Raw genomic sequence first — 17,159 nt, 5'->3', positions numbered from 1 at the left:
AGGTAGGCCGCGGTCACCGTGGCCGCGAACAGCAGGTTCCGCATCTCCAGGCTCGGGTTTCTCGCCAGCTCGCACAGCAGCGCCGCAGCCTTGTGATGGGGCTCGGGGTAGACCTCGTGGTCAAGGATCTCCGCCCGGTGACGTGCTTCCGCCGCGACCGGGACGCCATAGTCGACGACCTCGGGATCTCCCGGAATCTGCTGCGCCACTGCCAGGATCCACGCGAGGTCGACACGGAGGTTCACGCGGCGTCCCTCGGTGCCGTCTCCGCCGGGGCGTCCGGGAGGCCGGGGTACCGATCCTCACCGACTTCCGCATCGAACATGTCCGTGTACGCGGCCAGGAATGATGAGGCGCCGGCCATGAAGGCTGCGCGGGACTGGTTCACATCGGCCTCGATCAGGTCAGCCACGTACCCCTGCAAGCTCAGGCCCCGGCGCTTAGCCCGGTCCTCGGCGGCTGCTTTGACCTCTTCGTCCAGCCGGATGTTCGTCTGCTTTCCCATACCAACAGTGTAGCTATGTGCCGGTACCAGCACATAGCAAATGGAGATGTCGACCCGGGACCGGGAGCGGAAGGTGGGATTGAGACCCCGCGGCCTGCCACGACGAAGCCCCTGGGCTGCGCCGGGGGTCGCGCATCATGCGCCGCCCGCGGACCGTTGCGCCTTGGCGGTGGAGCTGGCCAAGCCTCTGCTCGACTGCCTCGTCGAGGCGGTCGGCCAAGAGACTGCCGAGCGCCTCGTCGCCGTCGCCGAGCAGGCAGAACTTGCCCCCCGCCCCCCGCCAACCCTGCGCTGGTAGCAGCCGGACAACCAGCACGCCCGCCGCACCTCAACCAGCTGCATTACGCTGCGCGTCCTCTGCTCCGGCGGCGTCCCCGCAGACGCCCGGTACAGCGTCACCCTCTAGCGCCCCTCACCGTCGTGCCGCACGGCCCCGTGCCCGGCCACCCGTCCCGGCACGGGGCCGGTCGGCGTCTCCGCCGCCGCGCGCTGCTTCGCCATCCCGGGAGACGACACAGCGATGCCGATGTTCGGCAGTACCCACGACTTGTTCCCCACGCTCCGCACGTCGGGCCACCTTGACCGGCTCAAGGCCGCGCTCGGCGGCTTCGTGACGACCAACCGTGACAGTCCCTTCTACGAGGGCTTCTACTTCACCGCCTGCCCGCATCCCGGCGGCTGCGGCACCTGCCTGAGCGGCTGGATCAGCGTCTACCCGCGCTCGGGCGACCTGCGGCTGACCGTGCGCCGGGTCCCGGCCGACCAGTGGACGAAGGCTCTGCGTGTCATCGTCCCCGCCGGCCAGGCAGCCCCGCCCGCCGCCACCCATCCGTTCTCCCTCGGTCCGCTCGACGGTGTGCCCGGCTGGGAGAGGCGGACCAGCTTCACCCCCGGCTGCACCCACGGTCACCTCACCATCCCTCCTGCAATCAGCGCCGACACATACCTCGCCCTGCCGGCCGAGCAGCGTCCTGCCTGGCTCAACACGTTCCTCGGCACCATGACGATCCCGCCGATCTCCGAGACCAGCACCAACCCCCTGCTGGACGTCGTCATGGTCAACACCGCGCAGGGGGAGAAGAACTGCACGCTCGTCTTCCCCCTCGACCGTGTCCTCGCCGCCGCCGAGCACGCAGCCGCCGCCGCCGACAAGCACAAGCTCGGCTACGCGGAAACCGAGGCCGCCACGCCCTGCCTGTGGTGGGTCAAGGACGAGGGCACCTACCTCAAGAGCAACGGCCAGGACCCCACCGACACCCGTGACGCAGACGGCCGCCTGCCCACCGTCGTCCACGCCGACGGCTGGGGGCCGGGCACCGACCCGTCCACCGCCCTGGGCAGCGAGGACCTCCACGAGACCTCGACCTGACCCAGCCGCTCCCCGACGGCCAGACCCTGATCGACCTGCTGCGCACCGCCCCCGACGACGCCACCCGCTTCCTGCTCCACGTCACCCACGACGACGGGGGCATGGCCCTCACCATGACCACCAGGTAGCCCCGCCCCTTTTTCGCGGCCCCGCACCCAGGACACCCGTTCGGCGCGGGGCCGCCCGCGTGTTTCCCGTCCCGCGCTTCCGTCACCCCAACCCGTATCCCGCACCCCGGCACCCGCGCCCCGCCTGCCCCCCGGACTCCGGCCCGCCTACCGTCCCGAGCGAACCCGCAGGCGCAGGCCACAACCCGAAGGGAGGCGCCGTGAGGTACGACACCACGATCAACGAACTCGCCGCGTACGCAGGTCTCTTCAGCACCGTCAATCACATCACGGTCCCCGAGACCAACCCGGACACCGGTATCACCGAGGAGGTCACCCTCCCCCCGCCGCTCATCCGCCGCACCCAGCGCCGCGACGACACCGTGGTGTGGGTCCTCACCCCGCCCGGCATCCACGAACGGATCTTCGTCGCCGACCGGGCCACCGTCACCGTCTACCTCAAGGACGTCGACCCCGGCCGCTTCACCGGCCACACCCCCCAACAGGCGCCCACGCAGGCCACCGTGTCCCAGCAAGCCGCCGCTCCCTCCGCCTGGCCTCAGCAGCATGCCGCTCCGGCCGCCGCCTACCCGCCCGCGCAGCAGGCGCCCGCCGCGCCCTGGACCCAGCAGGGCTGACCCGGCACCCCCGGCCCCGGCCACCGCCCCGAGCGGCAGTCGGGGCCGCTGCATGCCCGCACCTCACCGCGACTGCGGCCACCCCGACCGCGTGATGGCCTCACCACCCGGCGCCCTCGGAAGGCCCGGCCGGCGCACCGGTCTAGGGACCACCCGACGGAGCGGACGACCGGTCACCCCGGTACCGGTTCACCCCGATTACCGAAGCCAAGCCGAGCCGAGTCACCCTGTCGCACGGCACCGGGGGACGTGCGCGTGACGACAGCAGGTCACGGACGTCCCGGTGACCGAGGAAGTCGATATCCAGCGAGGCTCGGAGGTGAGGCTCGACACGCTGTCCCCGAAGCGCTGGTTGACGGACCGTGGAGGGTCGTTGCAGTGCAGCAGGTCCGTCTCCTCGTGCGGCAGGCCAGGCGGCCACTCAGGGGCCACCGGGCGAGCGGAACGTACCCGCCCCGTCGACACCCACGACCCATATCCCACTTCTCGCGGACGCACCCTGTCCGGGCCCTGGCGGGAAGCGCTTCGGTGTTCAGCGCAGTCGACGATCCGTGAGTGCCTTGCGGCCCGTCTTCGTTCGGAGGGTCCGGTAGTGGAGCGGCGTCACGGGTGAGTACCGCCACGGGAGTGCTTCCGTGTAACCGTCGACATGGCGGAACTGCTCCCTGGCCGCTCCGTACCGGCCCTGCCGGTACAGGAAGTAGCCCAGCAGGTGCCGTACTTCCGCAAGCCTGGGGTGATCGGGGTCGGCCAGTGCTACGTCGGCGAGTGCCGCGTCGACCAGTACCCGTACCTCGCGGCTGAGGAAGTCGGCATGACTGAGCTCGTGCAGGTGCTCCTCGTACCAGGCGATCATCGGCAGCACGGCCAGCAGACTTCCTGGCGGCGCCCCTGCGGCCGCCTTCTCGGCGAACTCCCGCGCGAGCTGATGGGAGCCGTGCCATTTCGCGGTCCAGTACTGAAGCGCACTGCTGTGCGCCTCGAAGTGGTGGGGCGCCAGGTCCGTGACGCGGGACCACAACGCATGCATCTCCAGAGCGTAGGGGTGTGGCATTCCTGGCTCACACGAGTGCACAGGCGCTGAGACTGGCCCGGCGCCCTCGACGGTGAAGTGATCGTCGGAGTTCCAGGCACGATGATGCGCCGCCGCCCGGGGGCGGCTGGTGTCGCCCGCTGCCCACCGCGACGCCGTCGCAGCCCTGACCCGTCTGGTGCGCGCCTTGATCGCAGCGCCTGGCATCGCCGCGGCCGGAAGCCGCAAGGACGGCGTTCCGGCCAGCAGGGCGGCGATTGACCGACCGGTGTCGTCGATCGATTCTGGTTGCCATGTCTGCCGACGTCAGACGGTGTCATTGCGCATCGTGCCGCCCGCACGACCGGCGCGCCCTGGCCAAAAAGCCTTCCCACCCTCAAGCGTGACCAACGCGAGTACCCCGTCCCGAGCGGAACATGACCGACCGCTCGAATCTCGTGAACTGTGAGGCAGATGTGACGAAAGCACCGGGGCCGAGGTAGGCCCCTGATGGCTTGGGAACCCCGTTGTGACGGGGGAAACCGCGCGTCTAGCTTTGTGCACTGCGTCGGCGTCCTGCTCGATGGTGTGGCACGCCGGCTCAGGTATGAGGCGGGACAACCCCCGCTCATCGACGGCACGTTCATCGACGAAGGGATATGACGATGGCTTACGAGCGTCCCACTCTCACCAAGGTCGGCGACTTCCAGATGGTCACGGGCCTGGCCGGGAGGGGCAGCCCCGACCTGCTGGGCGGCCACAGCCTGCTCTGACCTTCTCCGACCGGCCCCGCTGATTGGCATGCGCACGTAACTCACGGGGTTGGTCAAACACGTGGGCGGCGCCGCCGGTGCCGCCCACCTGCTTGACCGCACACCGCCGACCGTCCCCGACCGGAAGGACTCGCCCATGGTGACCGGCCCGTCGTCCACCGCCGGGGCCTGCTGGTTCCTGGTCTTCCCGGACACCGATGCCGTCGCGGCCCTCGCCGCGCGAGCCCGGTCGTGCGCAACCCGGGAGATCCCGCATGCCTCGGGACGGCCCTGGCTGATCGGCCGCTGGCCGGACCACGCCCTGACGGCAGTGGCGTGCGGGCCTGCCCGGCTGGCAGTGCTCGGACAGCACGCGGTGACCGAGAAGGAAGCGGCACACGCGGCCTGCGCCGGATCGCTCGAGGCCGCCGACGCGTACGCGAGCAAATGGGCCGGCAGCCACCACCTGATCGCCGGTCTCGACGGCAGGACGCTGGTCCGCGGCACCGTCACCGGCGTCCGCAGCGTCTTCGTCGCCCAAGCGCCTGGCACCCACGGCGCCCACCTCGTCTCCGACCGTGCCGACGTCCTGGCCGACCTGGCGGGCGCGGACCTGGACGAGGCGCGCTTGGCCGGGCACCTGCTCAGTCCCGGAATCCTGCACCCGCTGACCACCCAGACGGTCTGGCGCGGCGTCGACGTCGTCCCCGGTGACCGGCGCGTCCTGCTCGACCGCGATGGCCGGCTCCGCACGAGCTGCTGCTGGAGCCCGCCCCCGGCCGAACTGCCGCTCGCCGAAGGCGCCCGGCTGGTCCGGGAGCGCCTGGCCGACGCGGTCGCCGCACGGATCACGGGCCGCGAAGTCATCAGCGCCGATCTGGGCGGCGTCGACTCCACCGCGGTGATCGCCACCGCCGCCCGCGCGGGCGCGAAGACCGTCGCCTACACCGCCGCCGTCCACGACGTCCTCGGCGACGACGTCGCCTATGCACGCCGCACGGTGGAGGCGCTGGACGCGGTGGAACACCATGTGGTGCCCGCGACCGCCGTACCCCTGACCTTCGACCGCGTCGACGCGCTCGACGACGACCTCGACACCCCGTCGCTGTACGCGGTCAACCGCCATCGGCGGATGCACATCATCGAGCGGGCCGCGGAGCGCGGCTCCCCTCTGCACCTGAGCGGAATGGGCGGCGACGAACTGTTCAGCGGTGCCTCGGCACACGTCCACGGACTGCTGCCGCGCCATCCCCGTACGGCCTGGCGGCTCGCCCGCGGCTTCACCTCCCTGCACCGCTGGTCCCGCCGCACAGCCATCGCCCAGCTCCTGGACCGCCGCCCGTACGGCTCCTGGCTGGCCCGGGTCGCGCACGACCTCACCCTCCCCCAACCCCCCATGTCCGTCCCCCTGTTCACCTGGGGCACCCCGCCGCGACTGCCCCCGTGGGCCACCAGGCCGGCCGTCGAGGCCGTCCGCGCGCTGATTCACGAGCTGGCGAAGGACACCGAGCCGCTCGACCCGGGCCACGGCGGACACCGGGAGCTGGCCACCCTGCGCACCCTGGCCCGCTTCGCCCGGCACGTCCAGCAGATGTCCGAGCCGCTCGGCGTGACCTTCGCCGCGCCCTACTACGACGACCTGCTCGTCGAGGCCGCCCTAGCCGTCCGCCCGCAGGAGCGGGTGACGCCATGGCGGTACAAGCCACTGATCGAGGAGGCCATGCGGGGCGTCGTCCCCGAGTCCGTCCGGCACCGGACCACCAAGGTGCACGCCGCCCTGGAGGAGGAGATCGGACTGCGCCGCCACCGCTCCGCACTGCTCGCCCTCTGGGAGGACTCCCGGCTGCGCGAGCTGGGCCTCGTCGACGAGGCTGCCCTTCGTGACTGGTGCGTCCGGCCGCTCGCCGCCGACTTGGAGAGCGCGCTGCTGCATCCGACCGTCGGCTGCGAGGTGTGGCTGCGCGCACGGGAACGAAGCCGCGGCCCGCTGCGGCCGACGCAAACCGACACAGGAGGTATCACAGCATGACGATGACCCTGCGCCCCGGAGTGGTGACGGCCGACACCGAGTACGGCATGGCGCTGCTCGACCAGAACAGCGGCGAGTACTTCACCCTCAATCCTACCGCCGCGCTGATCGTGCGGACCCTGCTGGACGGCACGAGCAGGCAGCAGGCGGTGACGACGCTCACCGACCAGTACGACGTGACCGCCGACCAGGTCGAGGAGGACATCACCCGCATCGTCCAGGAACTGCGCGCTGCAAGGCTCCTGGCCGCTTGACCCGGAGTACCGCAGTCCTTCCCCCTCCGGGCCCCGCCCCCGCCCGTCCACGTTCCCTCCCGTCCCGTCACGGAGGCATGGCCACAGTGTCCACCTCGCAAGTCGTCCCGCACGACCCCCGGTCGGTGCCCCTCGGCCCGCGGCTGGTGACCCGGCTGGCCGTCGGCTGCGCCTACCTGCTCGCCCGGCAGCCCCCCGCCCGCATCCGCAAGGTCCTGCTGCGGCTGCGCCCTGGAGCCCGGCCCGCGACCCTCGCCGAGGCCGCCCGGGCGCGGGAGATCGTCCTCGCCGTCAGCCTGGCCGCCGGCGGCCAGCGGGGTTGCCTGCCGCGTTCCCTGGCCACCGTGTTGCTGTGCCGGTTGCGCGGTCAGTGGCCGACCTGGTGTGTCGGCGTCCGCACCCAACCGCCGTTCGCCGCGCACGCCTGGGTGGAGGCGGACGGCGTCCTGGTCGGCGAAGGCGCGCCCGCCGACTACTTCCAGCGGTTCATCACGGTGGACTGAGCGACAGCGCGTCGGCATTACCTGTGGTGATCTTCATGCGTCCCACGCTTCATACCGGCTCGCCGTGACCACGCTGCTCGTCCTACTCGCCGGGTGTGGTGGGGCCGGAGTAAGCACCCAAGGACCGGGCAGGCAATCGACGGCTCGGCGAACAGCCCAAGGACGTGGCCGACGGTCTAGGCGTCGGCCGACTGGCTTTGCGGCATGGTCGTAGGTCACGGTCCAGTCGGGGCAGGCGGCCGCCACTTCGCGCAGGGCCACCACTTCGGTGCTGGTCGGCATTCTGATCGCGTCTTTCGTGGCGCCGGGAATCGAGCCGCCGATCGGGCGGATGGTGGCCCGGGGGATGCGCCGGGGCCTGGCCGCCTTTGTGGTGTGTCTCGCCGTGGTCCTCGGGGTGGCGGGGTTTTTCCTGCTGTTCGGCTCGTTCCTGGCGTGCCAGATCAGCGGCATCGTCGAGCACTTCCCACGGTACTTCGACTCCGTCATCGGCTGGATCAACCGGACGTTCCGCACGGATTTGTCGCGGGCCGGCATCCAGGGCCGGCTGTTGCGCCCCGACTGGCTGCGGGCTTACGTACAGAAGAGCGCGGGCGGCGTGTTTGATTTTTCGGCTTCCGTGCTGAGCGGTCTGTTCCGGCTGCTGACGATCTTCTTGTTCGCTTTCTACTTCGCCGTGGACGGCCCCGGCTGCGCCGCGCGCTGTGCTCGCTGCTGCCTCCGGCCAAGCAGAACAACGTGCTACGGGCGTGGGAGATCGCGGTCGACAAAATGAGCGGATACCTCTATTCCCGGGGGCTGATGACCCTGATCTCCGCGGTCGCCCACTTCATCATGCTGGCACTGCTGGATGTGCCGTACGCCCTGGCGCTCGCAGTGTGGTTGGGCGTGGTGTCGCAGTTCATCCCAGTCACCGGCACCATCTGGCCGCGGCCGTGCCCATCCTGGCCGCGTTCGCCGTCGACCCCTGGTACGCGGTGGCGGTGCTGGTCTTCGTCGTGGTCTATCAGCAGTTCGAGAACTACCTGATCCAGCCGAAACTCACGTCCAAGACCGTGGACATCCATCCGGCGGTGGCCTTCGGCTCCGTGATCGCGGGCACCGCGCTGCTCGGTGTGGCCGGCACGCTGATCGCCATTCCGGTGGTGGCCACGTTGCAAACGTTTTTCGGTGCGTATGTGAAGCGGTACGACGTGGCAGATGATCTAGAGAAACAGGACGGCCGGCATTACCCGCGCAGGGACGGTCCGTCGCTGCGGGCGCGGCTGCGTGGACTGCTGCGCCGCCGCAGTTGGTCCTGACCGGACTTGCGAAGACCTGCGCCAGGTGAATCAGAGCCGGTTGGGTGACGATGGAGGTGTACGGCCCGACCGTGCTTTTCCAGGAGGAGGCAGCGGCATGACTTATCCCTCCGATTCCTCGGGCACTGGCCCTCCGCGCGGCACCGAGTCACAAGACGACCCCTTGACCGAAGGCTTGGGCGCGTTGGCGAACATGGGATGGCAGATCCTGCTCACCACGGGCCTGGCCACGATCGCCCTGGGCGTCGTGGTCTTCGCCTGGCCGGAGGAGACGCTGCGGGTCGTCGGCGTGCTCTTCGGCATCTACCTGCTGGCTACCGGCGTCTTCCAGCTGGCCTCCGCCTTCGGCACGCACGTCCCCCGGCATCTTCGAGTGTTGCACTTCCTCACGGGTGCGCTCTCTGTCCTGCTGGGGCTGGTCTGCTTCCGGGGCACCGTGCAGTCGGTCTTTCTGCTCGCCCTGTGGATCGGCTTCAGCTGGCTGCTGCGCGGCATCATGGTGACGGCAGCGGCGGCCTCCGCCGAGGACACGCCGGCACGCGGCTGGCAGCTGTTCTACGGGATCATCAGCACCCTGGCGGGCATCGTGCTGATCGTCTCGCCGTTCACCTCGATCGCCGCACTCACCCTGGCGGTGGGCGTCATGGCCGTGGTCCTGGGGGTGGTCGAGGTGTTCCAGGCCATCAGGATGCGCGTCGAAGTCGGCCGCCTCGCTCCGGGCGGCACTGCCGCCGCGCGGCGGCCCCTGTTCCACCGCCCGCACCCCCAGCACTGATCACGGCGGAGACCCCGAGCCCCCGCTTGGGCGGCGCCCCTGGACCTGGGCGGGTGCGGCGCGCAGCGTCTGCCCGGCTGCCCCAGCGCACGGATGCGCCGTACCCGCCTACGCGGGCACGCCGCCACACCGTTGTTTTCTACGTCGACCGGGCGGCCGAAGGCTGGCCTGAGCAGCGAGAGGGGGTGCGGTGATGGCCGATGCCCGGACCCGTGCCCGGGTGGTGATCGTGACGAATCCACGCTCGGGCGGCGGCAAAACCGCTCGCTACGGCCTGGTACAGCGGGCCGAGGACATCGGAGTGCAGGTCTGGACGACCAGTGCGGAAGGCGACGCGGCGTCGCTCGCGAGGACGGCCGTCGAGGAGGGTGCGCAGGAGCTGGGGGTCGCGGGCGGCGACGGCACCGTGTCGGCGGTCACCGCGGTGGCCGCCGACACGGACCGGCCGCTGGTCGTGGTCCCGGCGGGCACCCGCAACCACTTCGCCCGGGACCTGGGCCTCGATCTGCGCGATCCGGGCCGGGCGCTGGACGCTCTGGTCGACGGTGAGCCCACGCAGGTGGACCTGGGGGTACTCGGCCCGCGTGTCTTCGTCAACAACGTCTCCTTCGGCATGTACGCCGACGCCCTGCTGGAGCCCGGGTACCGGGAGGACAAGCCACGCGCGTTCACCGCAGCGGCACCCGACTACGTCAAGGGCAAGCAGTGGGTCGAGGCCCGCGTCGACACACCATGGGGGACCGTTGAGTTCCCGCAGGTGATGCTGATCTCCAACAACCCCGACCACCTGGCCACGCCGCGCTGGCTGGGCCGTCGCTTCTCACTCACCACGGGACAGCTGGGCGCCATCGTCCTGAAGCGCCCGAATCAGGCGCCCCCGGACCTCCTGCGGCACCTGCGCGGCGAACTGCGACAGCACAAGTGCGGTGCCGGCCCGGCGGGGGAAGGGGTTGTCGTCTGGTCGGTTCCCGGCATCACGCTGCACGGTGACGTCCGGCACCTGGACGCGGGCATGGACGGCGGAGCGGTGCGGCTTCCTCTCCCCATGTGTGCGGAATTCGGCCGGGTGCCCTGCGTGTGCTGCTGCCGAAAAACCGGCCAGGGATCCTGCCCGAGCGCGCGGTGCGCGATTGAACGGAAGCTTTCGGCCGGTATCCCTGAGGCTCAGTTTTACCCGTGCGGTACGAACCCGGGCGAGGCGCGGACGAGCACGGACACTGCTGCCCGTAGATTGAAAGGGCAGGCCACGCTCGGATCGTGTTACGAGCTCAAAGGATCAAGCATTGCCTTCGGGTCGCCCATTCAGATTTCCGGCGGGAGGACGTGGACAGGGATCAGACGGGCAATCGCGTTCAAGGCGTAGTAGGTGCGGTCACGTCCGCCTCGGCACGCTCGTTCGTTAGCTAAGGCGACGAGGTAGGCGGGCCGTTCGGCAGCCGCCTGGGTGGCCACCATTTGCGCTGTATGCAGCCGCTCAGGATGGGGTCTGGCAGCGTCTACGTCACAGTGGATGCCCGGTGGTGCGCGTGTCGCCGGGCGACATGCCCGAAGCGCCGGAGTGCTTTGCCGCTGCACTGCCGAACGCTGTTCCCGTCAGGGGATAGGCCGTGCAGGATCGCTGTCAGCCTGCATCGTCCGTTCCTACGAGGAGGCACGCAGCAACCGTCGACCTCGCCTCGTTGCTCGGCCTGAGCCGTCCCATTGTATTCGCTTCTACAAAGGGCACCCCTGCCGGTCGCAGTGGGTAAGCGTTGCACACTAGCGCCTGTCAGGGCGTAGACATAGGAGGCGAAATGGCCGCCGATTCACGTCCCACATGTCCGGTTCGCTGCGTTTTTAGAGGGATCGCGGGTACACAGCCCGTCTAGGACAGCGGGACCACCAAGGGAGATGGCATCGATGCTTTTCCTAGGGCTACTTCTTCTCGCGGCCACAGCCGCCTTCACCGGCCTGTTGATCGCCGACAACCTGTCGGGGGGCCCTGAGTACACCGTGTCGGTGCTGGGTCAGGAGATCGCCACTATGAATACGCTGGCCATCTTCTGCTCCGGCCTCGCGCTGGCTCTTCTCTTCTGTCTGGCCCTGGCCACAGTCAGGGCTGCGGCACACCACACGCACAGGGGCGCCAGGCCTCACCGCTCGGAGGACCTGCATGCCGCTGACGGGACGAGGAGACGGGCCGGCGAGCCCTGAAGCGGTATTAGTCCAACGAGCTCGTGCACGGTAGGCGGTGAGGCGTCGAGCTCCTGATCGTCGATCATGGTCGTGTGGTGGGGAACGCGTCTCGTGCAGCGATCATCAGCGACCGGAGGATCACGGGCCTGTCGGCCGGCGTGATCGCTGAACTCGTGGCCGAGCTGGGCCCGTTGTGGCATGAACGGCATCAGGCCAGGCTTGCGTCCAGGCAGCGGACGCGGGCCGTAGGCGCTGGCGCGAAGCACCGGCTGGTCTTCGTCGACCGGCTCCTGGCCACCCTCGTGCACCTCCGTCACGGGGCCACACACGACGTGCTCGCCTGCTGGTTCGGCGTGGACCGCTCCACCATCACCCGCGCCGTCGGCGAGGTACGGCCCCTGCTCGCCGAGCGAGGCTGCACCGTCAGTCCCGGCGTGCGGTTGCGGACGCTGGCCGAGGTCGTCGACCACCTCGGCTCCGGGGGTAGGACCGGGATCGTCGACGGCACCGAGATCCGAGTCCGGCGGCCGGCCGCCGGGCGCAAGGACCGGGACAAGTTCATCTCCGGCAAGAGCAAGCAGAACGCCGTCAAGACCATGGTGCTCACGGACGGGGACGGCCGGGTGCTGTTCTGCAGCCCGACCAAGCCCGGAAGTTGCGCGGACATTACCCTCGCTCGCCAGTTAGTGCTGGTCGAGCTCCTGGCCGACGGGCCCGCCGTGGAAATTCTCGCCGATGCCGGCTACCAGGGCCTGGGCGCGCAGACCAGCGGTCGGGTGGTGACACCGCCGCACCGCAAGTTCAAGAAGAACGCTCCGGACTGGTACGAGGAGATGTACGAGCGGCAGCGGAAAGCACATTCCTCACGACGCATCCGCGTCGAGCACGGCATCGCTCACCTGAAGAACTGGCGAGCTCTGACCCGCCACCTCGGCCGCCGCGAGCACATGAGCGACACCGTCCTGGCCGTCGCCGGCCTGCTGTCCCACCAGCAGACCGCGGACCTGACGCCGGCGCGGCAGATGTGAACACCGAGCCCCGCCGCCATCCTCGACGTCTCGCTGCCTACCGTGCACGAGCTCGTTAGCAGTGCACAATTGGCGACACGCCAACCGACATCGCCCCGTCGAGCGAGCAGGGCGGGGGCCTCGGCGTCGTGGCAACAGGAAGCACCCACAGGCCACCGCATGTGGCGCATTGGCGGCTTGTCCGGCGGCCACAAAGTCCCGACGGCACCCTGTGGCCGTGGCGTCTACTTCCATCGGTAGAAGAGCCCCGCCGGGCTGGGATCCCATCTGCATGGGGATGCCGGTTGTTCTCGTAATCAACGGGTGGGACGCGGCCTATCTCACCGTGGAGTCGTCGGTGGTTGTACCAGTCGATGTACTCGGCGGTGGCGAGTTCGACGTCGGTGAGCGTCTTCCACGGCCGTTGGGGCTTGATCAGCTCGGTCTTGAACAGGCCGATGGTGTTCTCCATCAGGGCATTGTCGTAGGCGTCTCCGACCGATCCGATCGAGACGGCGATGCCGGCCGCGTCCAGGTGCTCTGCGATCCGGAAGCTTGTGTACTGCCCGGGTTCAACCAGTCGTAGCAACATGCCTGGACGGACGCGGTGTTGGTCGCGGTCACGTTGCCAGATCGCCATCTCCAGGGCATCCAGCACGAAGACCGTATCCTTCACGGTGACGGCTGACCAGCCGACGATCCGGCGGGAGAAGGTGTCCACGACGAAGGCCACGTAGACGACACCGGCCCACGTTTTGACGTGGGTGAAGTCCGCGACCCAGCAGCGGTTCGGGGCGCCGGTGACGAAGTCCCGGTCCAGCAGTTCCCGGGCCCGCTCAGCCCGCCCGCCGGGCAGCGTGGTGCCCCGGACTGCTCCGGCGATGCCGAGTTCTCTCATCAGGCGTTCGACGGTGCAGCGGGCCACCTGGTGCCCCTGCCGGTTCAGTTCGCGCCAGAGCTTCCTTGCCCCGTAGACGCGGTAGTTGGCGGGGTGGACGTGCCGGATCAGCTCTTTCAGCTCGCCGTCTTGCACGGTTCTGGCGGATGGCACGGCCTGGCGTTTGTGGTGGGCGTAGTAGGTGGGGGGCGATCTTGCAATCGTGTGCGGTCAGCACGCGGCAGATCGGCTCGACGCCGCCGAAGCGGCCCTTGTGCTCGTCGATGAACGCTACGAGCGCGTGTGTGGCCGGTCGAGCTCGGCCGCGAAGAAAGACGCCGCGGCCTTCAAGATCCGTTCGCCCGCTTCAGCTCGGCGGTCTCCTTCTTCAGACGCTTCAGCTCGGCCGACTCCTCCGTCGTGGTGCCCGGCCTGGCACCCGCGTCGATCTGGTCCTGCCTCACCCACTTGCGCAGGGTCTCGGTGGTGCCGATGCCCAGTTTCTGGGCGACCGCCTTCATCGCGGCCCACTCGGTGTCGTACTCCGGCCGCACCTCGGCGACCATCCGCACCGCACGACGGCGCAGCTCAAGCGGGTACTGGGAAGGACGTGCCATGACTCGATCCTCTCAAATGATCGAGTCCCTACCGAACCCGGAACGGTTCACGGCAATCTCCTTCCCAGCTTCGTCAAGTCTGGTAGGCAGCCCTTCGACGCCGCCCTGCCAGCCACGTGTCATGCTCCGGCCGAACTTTGTGCATGCCGCTTGAAGTGGTCGATGTTGTCGCTCATGCGGCGAACGGCATCCGCGCGTGCTCGCGGAATACGCGCTTGGAAGATGTCTCTTTCCACTTCCAGGAATGGAAGATTTTGTTCATTTATGTTCACAAAGTCGGGTGGGGAAAGCTGTCGGATGCGTTCCGCGAGTCCCTCTACTGCGGGAACTGTTGACCCCAGGTATTTGTCTATCACCTGGGCGACCTCGAAGCAGTCCTTGCTGCCGTCGCGCTGGCGGGCGAGGAGGTGCTTCCTCACGCCTGGTAGGAAGTCGAAGACGATCTGGTCAAAGGGGGCGCTGCCGGGGTCGTCGGTTCCGATGACCTGCAAGAGGCCGCTGCTGAGAATCTCGGCGAGGTGTTCTGGGCCGGTCTGGGGCATGAGGTGGTCCGCGATGAGCTGCATGATGTGCCGGTTGAGGGGAGCGGCTGCCAGGAGCACGGTCAGTCTCGATGTGTCCGGGAGGGCCTTCTCGAGGAACTCAACTACGCGCTCTTCTGCGGTAGGTTGCGGTGATTCTTGACGAGGGTGTGGCACATAGGTAGGGGAGGGCACGTGCACCTCGGAGTCGGTGTCTGTCGTTGTCGAGGGAGACTCGCCTGCGGTGTCGGTGCTTAGCACTATGGCTTGCTGGCGTACCCACTTGCTGGAGTTGAGCAGGCGGCACCACTGCTCGATCCAGCGTTTGCTCAGCTCCATGACCGGGATGATGACCATGTTCTTTGGTAGCGGTTCCACGGGAACAAGCGTTTCGAGCGAGGGGTCCTCTGGGACTTGAACCTCGAACGTTGTATTCGGTCCGCCCAGCTTCGTGGAGCGGAGGTTAAGTGCCCGAGTGGTCAGAGCGGACCTGTTCCAGTGGGGATGTGGCTGAACGTGCACCACAGCCAGGGGGTGCATTTGTGACCAGTTGGCGAGCTGTTCTCTTAGTGGCGCTTCTTTCCAAGCTGGGCCCACAGCGTCGGTGACAACGAGAATGACCTTTTTGGTGTGTGGGTCTTCGATGCCGGCGCGGCCTAATTCTGCAGTGTCGAATACGGAGCGTGCCGGATCGAAGCCCTGGCTGTGAAGTCTGACTACGGGAACCGCGGAGAAATGTCCGAGCTTGTAAGTATTCTCTACGAATGTGTTGATGCTGTCATACCAAGCTGCCATAGAGGCGCCGGTGTCAATGATCAGGACGAGATCCCAGGCCGGCGGCCTGACGTGCGGGTGCGGACTGGCGCCGGGGATGTTGGGCAACGTGGGTGCGTTGACCTGCTCGGTTGGATCAAGTGTCTCCAAGGCGCGCAAGGCAGTGGCTGCTGCCGGTACGGCCAGCACAGGGGTGGGGCGAGGCCAGCCGTCCGGAGGCTCGGAGAAGGGGTGCGGGGGTGGGAAGGGGCGGGCATGTAGAGGGAAGGGCTGGGCGCGGTTGTCCTGCGGGGTGCTGGTGATCAGCCAGTCGCCGGTGGTGGGGGTGGTCACGATGTCCTGGCCTCGCTAGGAGCTACCAGGCTGTGCAGGGTGGGCAGTGTGTGGTGCGGGTCGTCCCACAGCAACGTGATGTCTTTGACGGCGTCGTCAGCGGACGCGGAGTGTCGTTCTTGGGCGCGCAGTTCACTGATACGGTCCGGCAGTTCGTGAAGCGGGCCAGCGCTGATGAGCCGAAGTGCCGCACTTTGGAAGGCCGGCGAGCAGTCCTGACGGTGCCACAGAATTGCGGGCGTTCCGCTGCGCAGTGCGGCGAGAAGCTGACGGCGTCCTTGTCTGTCGTTGGGCGGACTGTCGAGGATGACGAGGTCTTGTCCCGCAGAGGCGGAGCTTGGTTCGCGCTCGGCGACGTCTGTGTGTGGTGCGGAAGTGGTCCGGCTGGCTGGTGTAGTGCTCTCCTTGTGCTGCATGAGGCTCTCCCACCGGGCGCGCCAAGCCGACTGGATGGTGGGGATCTGTAGACGGTCCAGGCTGCGGATGAGCACGTTGCGTGAGGAAGGGGTCGCTTGGGTGGCGTCTTTGCACCAGTCCCAGACGGGCTCATTGACCAAGGAGAGGGGGAGCCAGAACTCGATGGACAAGTTGTTCAGGGTGGTGTCGTTGGTCTCCTGCATCCACTGGCGGAGGCGTTGGGCCACGGTCCGGGCCAGTTCGCTGTAGCTCAGTGCCTGAGTGTCTTCGTCTCTTAGGGCAGGAGTGGCTCGGGCTCCTTCGCGGTGCCACATTCGCAGGGTGTAGTAGTCCTTCTGCAGTCCGTCAGGCAGGAAGACGAACATCACTCGAGTTGGGGAGGGCGCTGGTGGGGTGAAATCGGCTGCGGCCTGGCGGCACGCGTGGAGTTCGTCGGTGAGTTCCCAGTGTGCTGCCTTCTTGTCTGCCCAGGCGTGTAAGGCGGGCTGGTGAGGTCCGTCGACTGCGGCGAGGTATTCCACAAAGGCAAGCAGGGGTGGCAGCCCGCTCGGCAGCATGTTGCGGCGCAGCAGGTGAAGAGTGGTGGGCCAGGTTCCGATGCAGTGCCGCGGCAGGTCGGCGGACAGGGTCGGCAAGCATGCCTGAGCGGCGGCGGCGGCCTGATGCGCCGGGATGTCTTTGACGAGGTTGCTTAGCTCGTCGAGTTCGGTGGCGGTGAGCCAGTCACGTGCGGCGAGCCAGTCGGCGATGGTCCGTAGCGAAAGGGAAATCTCCGGGTCACCGGTTGCGTGGTCGAGCGCGTCAGCGAGAGCTTCGGCGCTGTCGGGCTGGCTGGCGCACACCTCGAGGATTCTCTGGACACGGCTGATTGGCGGCGTGCTGGCGTCGGCTTCCACCAAGAGGCTGCCGTGGGTGCGGGACAGGCGTGCGGTCAGGGCCCGCCAACCGGTCTCGCTGCTCAGGAGCGCGTTGTGGGCGAGATGATGAGCTATGGCGCGCTGAAGGTCGCCGACCGTTCGGCCAGCTAGGCCAGCCGTGGGCGGTGTGGCTGCGGAATCCGTCATAGCTGGTCACTCCTGCGATGCCGGTGGTGTGGCGGGTTGTGTGTGGACCGGTGCGGGGGTGCCGGTCCATGGTCTGGGATAGCGGTGGGGCTCGGCTAGAGCGCGCGGGGGCAATTCTTGTCATTCACG

General features: G+C 68.4%; 15 protein-coding genes and 2 pseudogenes. 13 read left to right on the top strand and 4 right to left on the bottom strand.

Features of this window, described 5'->3' with window-relative positions:
* The first annotated feature begins 668 nt into the window (after positions 1-668).
* The 3 genes from ACFRAC_RS24655 to ACFRAC_RS24645 all read left to right on the top strand — a co-directional run bounded on the left by ACFRAC_RS24655 (position 669) and on the right by ACFRAC_RS24645 (position 2,619).
* On the top strand, positions 669-803 hold the full coding sequence (locus tag ACFRAC_RS24655; protein ID WP_382927504.1) for a hypothetical protein: 135 nt from the start codon (positions 669-671) through the stop codon (positions 801-803).
* Positions 804-1,031: 228 nt separating this feature from the next.
* Entirely contained in the window at positions 1,032-1,874 is an 843-nt protein-coding gene (locus tag ACFRAC_RS24650; RefSeq protein WP_382927501.1) for a hypothetical protein, read from the top strand.
* 328 nt (positions 1,875-2,202) lie between these two features.
* Positions 2,203-2,619 carry a hypothetical protein gene (locus ACFRAC_RS24645; RefSeq protein WP_382927499.1) on the top strand — a complete coding sequence of 139 codons (417 nt, stop codon included), beginning with the start codon at positions 2,203-2,205 and terminating at the stop codon, positions 2,617-2,619.
* A gap of 532 nt (positions 2,620-3,151) precedes the next feature.
* Here ACFRAC_RS24645 and ACFRAC_RS24640 read toward each other — a convergent pair.
* Entirely contained in the window at positions 3,152-3,649 is a 498-nt protein-coding gene (locus ACFRAC_RS24640) for a hypothetical protein (protein ID WP_382927497.1), read from the bottom strand.
* A 647-nt stretch (positions 3,650-4,296) separates the two neighbouring features.
* On the opposite strand from ACFRAC_RS24640, the gene ACFRAC_RS24635 reads away from it, so the two are divergent.
* The 10 genes and pseudogenes from ACFRAC_RS24635 (at position 4,297) to ACFRAC_RS24590 (ending at position 12,448) form a co-directional block, all read left to right on the top strand.
* Positions 4,297-4,404, top strand: coding sequence for a keywimysin-related RiPP (locus ACFRAC_RS24635; protein ID WP_361354394.1), 108 nt, complete (start codon positions 4,297-4,299; stop codon positions 4,402-4,404).
* Positions 4,405-4,540: 136 nt separating this feature from the next.
* On the top strand, positions 4,541-6,412 hold the full coding sequence (locus ACFRAC_RS24630; RefSeq protein ID WP_382927495.1) for an asparagine synthase-related protein: 1,872 nt from the start codon (positions 4,541-4,543) through the stop codon (positions 6,410-6,412).
* Positions 6,409-6,666: a lasso peptide biosynthesis PqqD family chaperone gene (locus tag ACFRAC_RS24625; RefSeq protein ID WP_361354400.1), complete on the top strand. Its 258-nt coding sequence runs from the start codon at positions 6,409-6,411 to the stop codon at positions 6,664-6,666. Before ACFRAC_RS24630 ends, ACFRAC_RS24625 begins: the two co-directional genes overlap by 4 nt.
* A gap of 77 nt (positions 6,667-6,743) precedes the next feature.
* The gene (locus tag ACFRAC_RS24620; RefSeq protein WP_382927492.1) at positions 6,744-7,169 is read left to right on the top strand and encodes a lasso peptide biosynthesis B2 protein; all 426 of its coding nucleotides are present in this window, start codon (positions 6,744-6,746) and stop codon (positions 7,167-7,169) included.
* Positions 7,170-7,437: 268 nt separating this feature from the next.
* Positions 7,438-8,198, top strand: a pseudogene (locus ACFRAC_RS24615) (AI-2E family transporter).
* The gene (locus tag ACFRAC_RS24610) at positions 8,105-8,470 is read left to right on the top strand and encodes an AI-2E family transporter (protein ID WP_382927489.1); all 366 of its coding nucleotides are present in this window, start codon (positions 8,105-8,107) and stop codon (positions 8,468-8,470) included. The pseudogene ACFRAC_RS24615 and the gene ACFRAC_RS24610 overlap by 94 nt, the downstream one beginning before the upstream one ends.
* Before the next feature lie 97 nt (positions 8,471-8,567).
* The gene (locus ACFRAC_RS24605) at positions 8,568-9,245 is read left to right on the top strand and encodes an HdeD family acid-resistance protein (protein ID WP_382927486.1); all 678 of its coding nucleotides are present in this window, start codon (positions 8,568-8,570) and stop codon (positions 9,243-9,245) included.
* A gap of 193 nt (positions 9,246-9,438) precedes the next feature.
* Positions 9,439-10,608 carry a diacylglycerol/lipid kinase family protein gene (locus ACFRAC_RS24600; RefSeq protein ID WP_382927483.1) on the top strand — a complete coding sequence of 390 codons (1,170 nt, stop codon included), beginning with the start codon at positions 9,439-9,441 and terminating at the stop codon, positions 10,606-10,608.
* 527 nt (positions 10,609-11,135) lie between these two features.
* The gene (locus tag ACFRAC_RS24595; RefSeq protein ID WP_382927481.1) at positions 11,136-11,438 is read left to right on the top strand and encodes a hypothetical protein; all 303 of its coding nucleotides are present in this window, start codon (positions 11,136-11,138) and stop codon (positions 11,436-11,438) included.
* Positions 11,439-11,515: 77 nt separating this feature from the next.
* Complete coding sequence (locus ACFRAC_RS24590; protein WP_382927477.1) at positions 11,516-12,448, top strand: transposase family protein; 933 nt, start codon at positions 11,516-11,518, stop codon at positions 12,446-12,448.
* A 265-nt stretch (positions 12,449-12,713) separates the two neighbouring features.
* On the opposite strand, the pseudogene ACFRAC_RS24585 reads toward ACFRAC_RS24590, so the two are convergent.
* From ACFRAC_RS24585 to ACFRAC_RS24575, 3 genes and pseudogenes are all read right to left on the bottom strand, one after another.
* Positions 12,714-13,921: pseudogene (locus ACFRAC_RS24585) on the bottom strand (IS3 family transposase); the annotation flags it as partial.
* 119 nt (positions 13,922-14,040) lie between these two features.
* Positions 14,041-15,549, bottom strand: coding sequence for an SAV_2336 N-terminal domain-related protein (locus ACFRAC_RS24580; protein ID WP_382927475.1), 1,509 nt, complete (start codon positions 15,547-15,549; stop codon positions 14,041-14,043).
* Positions 15,546-17,030: a hypothetical protein gene (locus tag ACFRAC_RS24575; protein ID WP_382927472.1), complete on the bottom strand. Its 1,485-nt coding sequence runs from the start codon at positions 17,028-17,030 to the stop codon at positions 15,546-15,548. The genes ACFRAC_RS24580 and ACFRAC_RS24575 overlap by 4 nt, the downstream gene beginning before the upstream one ends.
* Positions 17,031-17,159: the final 129 nt, after the last annotated feature.

The organism is Streptomyces sp. NPDC056628 (assembly GCF_042792555.1).
In the GTDB taxonomy this organism is placed as follows: Bacteria; Actinomycetota; Actinomycetes; order Streptomycetales; family Streptomycetaceae; genus Streptomyces.
Note: the sequence above shows the minus strand (reverse complement) of the source record. Positions and strands in the feature narration are given on the sequence as shown.

What these genes read in the sequence shown, in the direction of transcription:
- ACFRAC_RS24640 (WP_382927497.1), bottom strand. Translation starts at nt 3,649, where the DNA reads ATGCATGCGTTGTGGTCCCGCGTCACGGACCTGGCGCCCCACCACTTC.
- ACFRAC_RS24635 (WP_361354394.1), top strand. Translation starts at nt 4,297, where the DNA reads ATGGCTTACGAGCGTCCCACTCTCACCAAGGTCGGCGACTTCCAGATG.
- ACFRAC_RS24650 (WP_382927501.1), top strand. Translation starts at nt 1,032, where the DNA reads ATGTTCGGCAGTACCCACGACTTGTTCCCCACGCTCCGCACGTCGGGC.
- ACFRAC_RS24575 (WP_382927472.1), bottom strand. Translation starts at nt 17,030, where the DNA reads ATGACGGATTCCGCAGCCACACCGCCCACGGCTGGCCTAGCTGGCCGA.
- ACFRAC_RS24600 (WP_382927483.1), top strand. Translation starts at nt 9,439, where the DNA reads ATGGCCGATGCCCGGACCCGTGCCCGGGTGGTGATCGTGACGAATCCA.
- ACFRAC_RS24595 (WP_382927481.1), top strand. Translation starts at nt 11,136, where the DNA reads ATGGCATCGATGCTTTTCCTAGGGCTACTTCTTCTCGCGGCCACAGCC.
- ACFRAC_RS24605 (WP_382927486.1), top strand. Translation starts at nt 8,568, where the DNA reads ATGACTTATCCCTCCGATTCCTCGGGCACTGGCCCTCCGCGCGGCACC.
- ACFRAC_RS24630 (WP_382927495.1), top strand. Translation starts at nt 4,541, where the DNA reads ATGGTGACCGGCCCGTCGTCCACCGCCGGGGCCTGCTGGTTCCTGGTC.
- ACFRAC_RS24620 (WP_382927492.1), top strand. Translation starts at nt 6,744, where the DNA reads ATGGCCACAGTGTCCACCTCGCAAGTCGTCCCGCACGACCCCCGGTCG.
- ACFRAC_RS24625 (WP_361354400.1), top strand. Translation starts at nt 6,409, where the DNA reads ATGACGATGACCCTGCGCCCCGGAGTGGTGACGGCCGACACCGAGTAC.